Raw genomic sequence first — 9,618 nt, forward strand, 5'->3', positions numbered from 1 at the left:
CGCCTGGGTGCGGTCGGCGAGGTCCAGCTTCATGAGGATGTTCGAGACGTGCGTCTTGACCGTCTTCTCCGACAGGACGAGCGCCCGCGCGATCTCCCGGTTGGAGCGGCCGTCCGCGATGAGGCCGAGGACCTCCTGCTCCCGCTCGGTCAGGGAGCCGCCGCGGCCGGCCGCCGGCTGGTCGTCCTGGGACAGCAGCGCCTCGGCGACCTCGGGCTGGAGCAGTACGTGCCCGGCGCGGACGGAGCGGATGGCCGCGGCCAGGGCGTCCGGGTCGATGTCCTTGTAGAGGTATCCGGCGGCGCCGGCGCGCAGGGCCGGGACGACCGTCCGCTGCTCGGTGAAGCTGGTGACGACGAGGACCCGGGCGGGGTTGTCCGCGGCGCGGAGCCGGCGCAGGGCCTCGATGCCGTCGGTGCCGGGCATCGTGATGTCCATCAGGATCACGTCGGGCCGCAGCTCCTCGGCGCGGGCGGCGCCCTCGGCGCCGTCGGCGGCCTCGCCGACGACCTCGATGTCGTCCTGGACCTCCAGGAAGGTGCGCAGGCCGCGCCGGACGACCTGGTGGTCGTCGACGAGCAGGACGCGGATCCGGCCGGGCTCCTCAGCCACCGGGTACCTCCATCTCGATCGTGGTGCCCGCGGCGGATGCCGAGTGCACGGTGAGTCGGCCGCCGGCGCCGGCGGCCCGGTCCCGCATGGAGACGAGGCCGAGGTGGCGTCCGGCCGCGCGCACGGCCGCGGGGTCGAAGCCGCTGCCGTTGTCGGCGACGGTGAGGACGGCGCCCGTGCCGCGCCGGGCGAGCACGACGTCGACGCGGTCGGCGCCGGAGTGCCGCAAAGCGTTGTGGAGGGCTTCCTGGGCGACGCGGAGGAGGGCTTCCTCCTGGGCGGCCGGCAGGGCGCGTACACCGTCGCAGGTGAAGGTGACGCGTGCGGCGTGCGCGCGGTCGAGGACGCGGACGTGGCCGCGGAGGGTGGCGGCGAGGCCGTCCTCGTCGAGGCCGGCGGGCCGCAGCTCGGTCACGGCGGCGCGCAGTTCGTCGGCGGCTTCGGCGGCGAGGACGGCGACCTGGTGGAGCTCGTCCTTCGCGCGGGCCGGGTCGCGGTCGACGAGGGCGGCGGCGGCCTGGGCGGTGAGGCGGAGGGAGAAGAGCTTCTGGCTGACGGCGTCGTGCAGCTCGTGGGCGAGGCGGGAGCGCTCCTCGGCGATGGTGAGCTCGCGGCTGCGCTCGTACAGGCGGGCGTTGGTGAGGGCGATGGCGGCGTGCTGGGCGAGGAGGCCGAGGAGTTCCGCGTCCTCCTCGGTGAAGCCGCCGGGGGCGTGCTTGTTGGCGAGGAAGAGGGCGCCGAGGGTCTCCTCCCCGTCCCGGATGGGGCGGCCGAGGAAGTCGGCCATCTCGGGGTGGGCGGCGGGCCAGCCCTCGAAGCGGGGGTCCTTGCGCACGTCGGCGAGGCGCTGGGCGCCCTCCTGGTGGAGCATCGCGGCGAGGATGCCGTGCTGGCGGGGCAGGGGGCCGATGCGGCGCCACTGCTCCTCGCTGATGCCGTCGACGACGAACTGTGCGAACCCGCCGTGGTCGTCGGGGACGCCGAGGGCGGCGTAGCGGGCGCCGAGGAGGGCGCGGGCCTCGACGACGATCGTGCGCAGGACGTCGCGTACCTCCAGCCGCCGGCTCATGGCGAGCAGTGCGGTGCTGACGGCGGCGAGGCCGCTGCGGGGTCCGTGGTCCATGGAGATCACCGTACTCGGGGCCGTGACCTGCGGGATCGGGCGCGAGTCCTAGGGCGGGAGCCGGAGGGGGCGGGTCCGGGGGTGCAGATCGCGGGCGCGTTCCTCCGCCTTCGGGAGGACGGAGGAGACGGCGGGGGTCCTCCTGGAGTCGGACTGCGGTGACACATTGCATTGCTTTGGCAACGCCAGGTGAGACTGTTACATGCCCGATGTGAGCCCGCGCATAGGACCCAGGTCACTTACGAAGGAGCGTAGTGGACGGGTAAAGGCGACATCAACGCTGCTCCGGGCGGTCTGCGCGGCGGAATTCCAGGCTCGGAGCGGCGACGTGATCCACTAAGCGGGATCGTACGTCACACCTTTGCCACAGGATTTTGCCGCCGCTAAGAATTGCCTCCGTCGCACGGCGCCGCGGATCTCCCCCGATCCGCAGCCGCCCTCCTGCGGCTCCCGCGATTCGAAGAGGTTGTCCACGCATGTCCGAGATCAACATCCCCGGCCGTCGTCTGACGAAGGCCCACAAGAGGTCCTTCGCCACCGTCGCCGCCCTCGGCGCCGCCGCCCTCGCCGCCACCCTCGTCCCCGGCGGTGCCGGGAACTCCGGTCCGGCCGAGGCCGCCGCCGCTCCCGCGGCGTGGACGCAGGTCACGGGCGCCGTCCAGGCCCAGACCGTGCAGGCGAACCTGGCCTCGCAGCAGGCCGCCGCCGCCAAGGCCGCCCAGCAGGCCGCCGCCGCCAAGGCCAAGGCGGACGCCGCGGCGAAGGCAGAGGCCGAGGCCAAGGCGAAGAAGGCCCGCGAGGCCAAGGCCGCCGCCAGCCGCGCTGCCGCCCGCACCCCCGTCTTCGCGAACAACCTGGACGGCTGGATCAAGGAAGCCCTCTTCATCATGAAGAAGGAGGGCATCCCGGGCACCTACGCAGGCATTCACAAGAACGTGATGCGCGAGTCCTCGGGCAACCCGCTCGCCATCAACAACTGGGACATCAACGCCAAGAACGGCATCCCGTCCAAGGGCCTGCTCCAGGTCATCTACCCGACCTTCAAGGCCTACCACGTGCCCGGCACCAAGTTCGACCAGTACGACCCGGTCGCCAACATCGTCGCCGCCTGCAACTACGCGGCCGACCGCTACGGCACGATCGACAACGTCAACAGCGCCTACTGAGCCGGCGCGGACGGCACGGCGGCCTCTTGCGCCGAAGGGCGGCACCCGGAACCGGGTGCCGCCCTTCGGCGTTCTCGCGCGGAGCCGTGCGCTAGTTGCGCATGACCTCGGGCTCGTGGCGGCGCAGCAGGCGCTGCACGGCGAACCCGCAGGCCACGCCGAGCGCGACGAGGACGAAGATGTCCAGGGTCCACTGCCCGACCGTGGGGTCCCACAGCGGGTCGGTGTTCTCCGGGTGCTCGATGTCCCACGGCGCCATCAGCTTGCCGAGGTTCAGCGTGGTGCCGGCGGCGGCGATGGCCCAGCGGGACGGCATCAGCCAGGCGAACTGCTCCAGGCCGGGCTTGTCGTAGATCTGGAACAGGATGCCGGTGAAGACGACCTGGACGATGGCGAACATGACCAGCAGCGGCATGGTCTTCTCGGCGGTCTTCACCAGCGCGGAGATGACCAGGCCGAACATCATCGACGTGAAGCCGAGCGCGATCACCGAGATGCACAGCTCGGCGGCGGGCGACATGAACAGGCCCTCGGCGGGGAGTTCGCGCGGGGTGAAGCCGATGGCGCAGATGATCACGCCCTGGAAGGCGGTGATGAGGCCGAGGACGATCACCTTCGACATCAGGTACGCCGAGCGGGACAGGCCGGTGGCGCGTTCGCGCTCGTAGATGACCCGTTCCTTGATCAGCTCTCGGACCGAGTTGGCGGCTCCGGAGAAGCACATGCCGACCGCGAGGATCAGCATGATCGTGCCGGCGTCGCCGTTGAACCGGCTCGGCGGGGTCGGCGGGGCGAGGCCGAACTTCGCCGGGATGACGGTGGAGACGATGCCGAGGACCGCGGGCAGCGCCACCATCAGCGCCATGAAGCCCTTGTCCGAGGCGATCACCGACAGGTAGCGGCGGATCAGCGTCCACAGCTGCGAGCCCCAGGCCTGCGGCTTGGGCGGGATCATCTGCTGCGGGGGCATGGCGACCGACTGCGGGGCGACCGCGTCGAGGTCGGCGGCGTACAGCTGGTAGTGCTGCGAGCCCTTCCAGCGGCCGGCCCAGTCGTAGTCGCGGTAGTTCTCGAAGGCCGAGAAGACGTCCGCCCAGGTGCTGTAGCCGAAGAAGTTCAGCGCCTCGTCCGGCGGGCCGAAGTAGGCGACCGAGCCGCCCGGGGCCATGACCAGCAGCTTGTCGCACAGCGACAGCTCGGCGACGGAGTGGGTGACCACGAGCACCGTGCGGCCGTCGTCGGCGAGGCCGCGCAGCAGCTGCATGACGTCGCGGTCCATGCCCGGGTCCAGGCCGGAGGTCGGCTCGTCCAGGAAGATCAGCGACGGCTTGGTCAGCAGCTCCAGCGCCACGGAGACGCGCTTGCGCTGGCCCCCGGAGAGCGCGGTGATCTTCTTGTCCTTGTGGATGTCGAGCTTGAGCTCGCGCAGGACCTCGTCGATGCGGGCGGCGCGCTCGGACTCGGCGGTGTCGCCGGGGAAGCGGAGCTTGGCCGCGTACTTCAGGGCGGTCGAGACCCGCAGCTCCTTGTGCAGGATGTCGTCCTGCGGGACCAGGCCGATGCGCTGGCGGAGCTCCGCGAACTGCTTGTACAGGTTGCGGTTGTCGTAGAGGACGTCGCCCTGGTCGGCGGGCCGGTAGCCGGTGAGCGCCTTCAGCAGGGTGGACTTGCCGGAGCCGGAAGGGCCGATGACGCCGATGAGCGACTTCTCCGGGACGCCGAAGGTGACGTCCTTGAGGATCTGCTTGCCGCCGTCGACGGTGACGGTGAGGTGGCGGGCCGAGAAGGAGACGTCGCCGGAGTCGACGAACTCCTCCAGCCGGTCCCCGACGATCCGGAACGTGGAGTGGCCGACGCCGACGATGTCGTTCGGGCCCAGCAGCACGGAGCCGGACTTCGGCAGCGCCTGGCCGTTGACGTAGGTGCCGTTGTGGCTGCCGAGGTCGTGGATCTCGAAGCGGCCGCCGGTGGAGCGGAACTCCGCGTGGTGGCGCGAGACCTGGAGGTCGGAGACCACGAGCTCGTTGTCCAGGGCGCGGCCGATGCGCATGACGCGGCCGACGGCGATCTGGTGGAACGTCGTGGGGCTGCGGTCGCCGCCGTAGCCGGGCGCGGCGCCCTGGGCGGGAGCCGCGCCGCCGCCCTGCTGGTGCGGGAACTGCGGCTGCCGGGCCGGGGCCGCCTGCTGCTGCGGCTGCTGCGGCCAGCCCTGGGCCTGCGGCTGCTGCGGGGCGGGTGCCTGGTAGGCCGGGGCCGCCTGCGCCTGGGCCGGGGCCTGGTACGCGGGGGCCGGGGCCTGGTAGGCCGGCGCCTGCTGCTGCGGCACGGCCTGCTGGGGCGCGCCGGCGGCGGTGAAGTTCAGCCGCGGGCCGTCGGTGGCGTTGCCCAGGTGGACCGGCGTGCCGGGCGCGAGCTCGGTGTGCTGGACCCGCGCACCGTGCACGTACGTGCCGTTGGTGCTGCCGTGGTCCTCCAGGCCCCAACCCCGTCCGTTCCACGCGATGGTGGCGTGCCGCCAGGACACGCGCGCGTCGTCGACCACCACGTCGCCCTGGGGGTCGCGCCCCAGCGAGTACGACCTGGACGGGTCCAGCGTCCAGGTCCTTCCGTTCAATTCCAGTACGAGTTCCGGCACTCCAGCCCCACTTAGGTCCCCCGAGAATCTCCCCGGCCGTCAGGGAGTCCGACGGCAGGGAGTCTAGGGATGGCTAACATCCTGGGGAACTATTTCAGGCTGGGGCCGACATGTGGAATCGAGCCCCCGTCAGGCCCCCTCGGCGGGCCGCCCGCCGGGCAAAGCACCCGCAGCGGGCCATACGGGACTCCCTGCACCCGCGCCCGGCCCGTACGGGCCCCCCGGTCCCGCCCGGAAGGGGCGGTTCCCGGCCCGCTCGGGCCCGGTCGGGGCGGTGCGGGCCCCCGTTTCGTTGGTGAACCGTGACACTCGGGGGCGCCGCCGGGCTCCGCGGCGGCCCGGCCGGGCGGCACCCCGCGTCCCCCGCCGTTCACCCGCGGTCCACCCGTCCGACGCGCTGACCGGGGGAAAGGGGTCCCGGTGGGTGGGACGGGGGTCCACCCGCGCCGGGCGGGCAGATACGGTGAGAGCACCATGAGCGCTTCGCAGACCTCCGAGGTACCCACCCTCCTCGTCAAGATCTTCGGCAAGGACCGCCCCGGGATCACCGCCGGGCTGTTCGACACCCTCGCCGCGTACTCCGTCGACGTGGTCGACATCGAGCAGGTCGTCACCCGCGGCCGCATCGTCCTGTGCGCCCTCGTCACCATGCCCGCCGGCGGGACGGAGGGCGAGCTGCGGGCCACCGTCCACAGCTGGGCCGAGTCCCTCAAGATGCAGGCGGAGATCCTCTCCGGCACCGGCGACAACCTGCCGCGCGGCAGCGGCCGCTCCCACGTCACGGTGCTCGGGCACCCGCTCACCGCCGAGTCCACGGCGGCCATAGCGGCCCGGATCACCGCCACCGGCGGCAACATCGACCGCATCTTCCGGCTTGCGAAGTACCCGGTCACGGCCGTCGAGTTCGCGGTGTCCGGCTGCGCGACCGAGCCGCTGCGCACCGCGCTGGCCACGGCCGCCGCGCACATCGGGGTCGACGTGGCGGTGGTCTCGGCGGGCCTGCACCGCCGGGCGCAGCGCCTGGTGGTGATGGACGTGGACTCCACGCTCATCCAGGACGAGGTCATCGAGCTGTTCGCGGCGCACGCGGGCTGCGAGGCCGAGGTCGCCGAGGTGACCGAGCGGGCCATGCGCGGCGAGCTGGACTTCGAGCAGTCGCTGCACGCCCGGGTGGCGCTGCTGGCCGGGCTCGACGCGTCGGTCGTGGAGAAGGTGCGCGCGGAGGTGCGGCTGACGCCGGGCGCCAGGACGCTGATCCGCACGCTGAAGCAGCTCGGCTACCAGGTGGGCGTGGTCTCCGGCGGGTTCACGCAGGTGACGGACGACCTCAAGGAGCGGCTGGGGCTGGACTTCGCCTCCGCCAACACCCTGGAGATCGTCGACGGCCGGCTGACGGGCCGGGTGACGGGCGAGATCGTGGACCGGGCGGGCAAGGCGCGGCTGCTGCGCCGCTTCGCCGAGGAGGCCGGGGTGCCGCTATCGCAGACGGTGGCCGTGGGCGACGGCGCCAACGACCTGGACATGCTGAACGCGGCCGGACTGGGGGTGGCGTTCAACGCCAAGCCGGTGGTCCGCGAGGCCGCGCACACCGCGGTGAACGTGCCGTTCCTCGACACGGTGCTGTACCTGCTCGGCGTCACCCGCGAGGAGGTCGAGGCCGCGGGCCTCACCTGACGGGAGGCGGAGGGGCCCCGGCGGTCGGCCGCCGGGGCCCTTCCGTGTCCTCGGGGTCCTCGGGGTCGTCGGGGGTCAGTGGTCCTTCGGGGTCCAGAAGTCCAGCAGTGTGCCGACGCCGTGCTCGACGGTCTTCCACGAGCCGGTGAAGGAGACGACGGCGAGCGCCGCTGTCGGGAAGCCGGTACGGGCCATCCTGGCGAGGGCGTCGCCCTCCGCGCGGCCGGCGAGGGCGTCGGCGAGGGCGTGCATGCCCGGGTTGTGCCCGATCACGAGGAGGTCGCAGACCTCGTCGGACGTCTCGTTGAGGAGGGCGATGAGCTCGCCGAGCGAGGCGTCGTACAGCCGCTCCTCGTAGACGGTCCGGGGGCGCTGGGGCAGCTCCTGGACGGCGAGCTTCCATGTCTCGCGGGTGCGGACGGCGGTGGAGCAGAGGGCCAGGTCGAAGGCGATGCCGGTCTCGGCCAGCTTCAGTCCGGCGGCCGGTGCCTCCTGGCGCCCGCGCTCCGCCAGGGGGCGTTCGTGGTCGGACACATCCGGCCAGTCGGCCTTGGCGTGCCGGAGGAGGACGATCCTGCGGGGTGTGTCGGCGCTCATGGGCCCAGCTTCCCACGGATCGGGGCGTGCGGGCCCGGGTGTCGCGCCGCCCGGGTGCGGGGGCGGGGCGCGCCGCGGCGCGGGCGGGCGCGCGGGGCGCGTCAGCCGGCGGCGCGCATCAGTTCGCGGCCGACCTGGAGCAGGTGGGGGGTGTCGCCGGTGGAGGCCTGCGCTTCCCCGGAGCCGGCCGGGAGGAGGAGCAGCAGGCAGAAGGCGAGGACGGGCAGGGCCAGGGCCCACCAGCGCAGCCGGGCGTCGGCGCCGGCGGCGGTGCGTGATCCGGTGGGGCGCGTGGGGGCCGACATGGGCCGCCTCCGTGGGTGTGCGGGTGGGACGGGCTGACTCCTTCGAATCTAGGGATCCGAAGGGGTGCCGCCCATCAGGGGTGCACCCGAGGCGACCCTGAACCCCGCCCCCTAGGGGATGGTGGGGGAAGCCCCACCCCGGCGGGTCAGGGGGCGGCGACGGTGGCGACGACGGCGATGGCCACGGTGATGGCGAGCATGGCCCCGAGGACGATGCCGAGCATCTTGCGGCCGTTCTGCGGGTCGGGTTCGAGTACGGGATCCATGCCGCTCAGTGTCGCACGGCGCATTCGGCCTCGACGGTGCGGTCCCGGCCGGCGAGGACGCCGAGGGCGATCTGCGGGAGGAGGAGGCCCGCCATCACGGCCAGCGGGAGGTCCCAGCCGCCGCTGTGCTGGTAGAGGACGCCGATGAGGAGGGGGCCGGGCAGGGAGAGGAGGTAGCCGGTGCACTGGGCGAAGGCGGAGAGCCGCACGACGCCGCCCGGGGTCCTGGCGCGCAGGCCGATCATGGTGATGGCGAGCGGGAAGGCGCAGTTGGAGAGGCCGAGGAGCAGCGCCCAGGCCCAGGCTCCGGCGGCGGGGGCGAGGTGGAGGCCGGCGTAGCCGGCGAGACCGAAGGCGCCGAGGACCGCGGCGATGGCGCCCTGGTTGCGCATGCGGCCGGCCAGGCCCGGGATGACGAAGGCGAGCGGTACGCCCATGACCATGGTGACGGCCAGCAGGACGCCGGCGGAGCCGGCGGAGACCCCGGCGTCGCGGAAGATCTGCGGCAGCCAGCCCATGGTGACGTACGCGCCGGTGGCCTGGAGGCCGAAGTAGCCGGCGAGGGCCCAGGCGGTGCGGCTGCGGGCGACGGCGGGGCCGGCCCCGGGGAGGGCCGTCCCGCCCGCGGCGGCGGCCCGGCGCCGGTCGCGGCGCGCGGCGGCGGCGATCGGCAGCCAGGGCAGGACGGCCGCTGCGGCGGGGAGCGCCCAGACGAGCAGGCCGGTGCGCCAGCTGCCCCCGAGGGCGGAGGTCAGCGGCACGGTCGCGGCGGCGGCGAGGGAGGTGCCGGCGGCGAGGGCCATGGAGTACAGGCCGGTCATGGTGCCGACGCGGTCGGGGAACCAGCGCTTGACGATGACGGGGAGCAGGACGTTCGTCAGGGCGATGCCGGCCAGGGAGAGGGCGCTGGCGGTGAGGAAGCCTGCGGCTCCGTCGGCGAAGGGGCGGACGAGCAGTCCGGCGGCGACGGCCGCCATGCCGGCGCAGACGACGGCGGCGGGGCCGAAGCGGCGGGAGAGGCGGGGCGCGGTGACGCCGAAGACGGCGAAGCAGAGGGCCGGGACGGAGGTGATCAGCCCGGCGACGGTGCCGTTCATGCCGAGGCCGGTGCGGGCCTCTTCGAAGAGGGCTCCGAGGCTGGTGATGGCGGGTCGCAGGTTGAGGGCGGCCAGGACGATGCCGAGGACGAGGACGGGGCCGAGCCAGCCGGGCCGTGCGGGCTCCGCGGAGGGGGTGGGCC

At 73.3% G+C, this 9,618-nt stretch carries 9 protein-coding genes; 2 read left to right on the plus strand and 7 right to left on the minus strand.

Going from position 1 to position 9,618, the window contains the following annotated elements; translation table 11 throughout:
- Together EF903_RS21985 and EF903_RS21990 are read right to left on the minus strand one after the other, a co-directional pair.
- Nucleotides 1-612: response regulator transcription factor (locus EF903_RS21985; protein WP_148142554.1), on the minus strand; the 612-nt coding region annotated here is incomplete at its 3' end.
- Entirely contained in the window at nt 605-1,735 is a 1,131-nt protein-coding gene (locus EF903_RS21990; protein WP_125545769.1) for a GAF domain-containing sensor histidine kinase, read from the minus strand. The genes EF903_RS21985 and EF903_RS21990, both read right to left, overlap by 8 nt.
- Nucleotides 1,736-2,211: 476 nt before the next feature.
- Between EF903_RS21990 and EF903_RS21995 the strand changes: the two genes are divergently transcribed.
- Nucleotides 2,212-2,901 carry a transglycosylase SLT domain-containing protein gene (locus EF903_RS21995; RefSeq protein WP_125545771.1) on the plus strand — a complete coding sequence of 230 codons (690 nt, stop codon included), beginning with the start codon at nt 2,212-2,214 and terminating at the stop codon, nt 2,899-2,901.
- Nucleotides 2,902-2,992: 91 nt separating this feature from the next.
- Here EF903_RS21995 and EF903_RS22000 read toward each other — a convergent pair whose 3' ends face one another.
- Complete coding sequence (locus EF903_RS22000; RefSeq protein ID WP_260615764.1) at nt 2,993-5,515, minus strand: FHA domain-containing protein; 2,523 nt, start codon at nt 5,513-5,515, stop codon at nt 2,993-2,995.
- Between the two features lie 495 nt (nt 5,516-6,010).
- Here EF903_RS22000 and serB point away from each other — a divergent pair, with 495 nt between their 5' ends.
- Nucleotides 6,011-7,210, plus strand: a complete 1,200-nt coding sequence (gene serB, locus EF903_RS22005) for a phosphoserine phosphatase SerB (protein WP_125545775.1) — start codon at nt 6,011-6,013, stop codon at nt 7,208-7,210.
- A 75-nt stretch (nt 7,211-7,285) separates the two neighbouring features.
- Here serB and EF903_RS22010 read toward each other — a convergent pair whose 3' ends face one another.
- From EF903_RS22010 to EF903_RS22020, 4 genes are all read right to left on the minus strand, one after another.
- Nucleotides 7,286-7,807 (minus strand): histidine phosphatase family protein, encoded by a 522-nt coding sequence (locus EF903_RS22010; protein WP_125545777.1) that lies wholly within the window; start codon nt 7,805-7,807, stop codon nt 7,286-7,288.
- A gap of 101 nt (nt 7,808-7,908) precedes the next feature.
- Nucleotides 7,909-8,112: a hypothetical protein gene (locus tag EF903_RS22015; RefSeq protein WP_125545779.1), complete on the minus strand. Its 204-nt coding sequence runs from the start codon at nt 8,110-8,112 to the stop codon at nt 7,909-7,911.
- Between the two features lie 146 nt (nt 8,113-8,258).
- A complete protein-coding gene (locus EF903_RS35385) occupies nt 8,259-8,378 on the minus strand; it encodes an SGM_5486 family transporter-associated protein (protein WP_260615766.1) in 120 nt (39 codons plus the stop codon).
- 5 nt (nt 8,379-8,383) lie between these two features.
- A partial coding sequence (locus EF903_RS22020; RefSeq protein WP_125545782.1) for a CynX/NimT family MFS transporter occupies nt 8,384-9,618 on the minus strand: 1,235 nt, incomplete at its 5' end.

Origin of the sequence: Streptomyces sp. WAC05292 (assembly GCF_003949955.1) — a bacterium.
GTDB classification, from domain to species: domain Bacteria; phylum Actinomycetota; class Actinomycetes; order Streptomycetales; family Streptomycetaceae; genus Streptomyces; species Streptomyces globosus.

Coding starts and splice junctions, on each gene's coding strand:
- serB (WP_125545775.1), top strand. CDS start 6,011: ATGAGCGCTTCGCAGACCTCCGAGGTACCCACCCTCCTCGTCAAGATC.
- EF903_RS21995 (WP_125545771.1), top strand. CDS start 2,212: ATGTCCGAGATCAACATCCCCGGCCGTCGTCTGACGAAGGCCCACAAG.
- EF903_RS22015 (WP_125545779.1), bottom strand. CDS start 8,112: ATGTCGGCCCCCACGCGCCCCACCGGATCACGCACCGCCGCCGGCGCC.
- EF903_RS35385 (WP_260615766.1), bottom strand. CDS start 8,378: ATGGATCCCGTACTCGAACCCGACCCGCAGAACGGCCGCAAGATGCTC.
- EF903_RS22010 (WP_125545777.1), bottom strand. CDS start 7,807: ATGAGCGCCGACACACCCCGCAGGATCGTCCTCCTCCGGCACGCCAAG.
- EF903_RS21990 (WP_125545769.1), bottom strand. CDS start 1,735: ATGGACCACGGACCCCGCAGCGGCCTCGCCGCCGTCAGCACCGCACTG.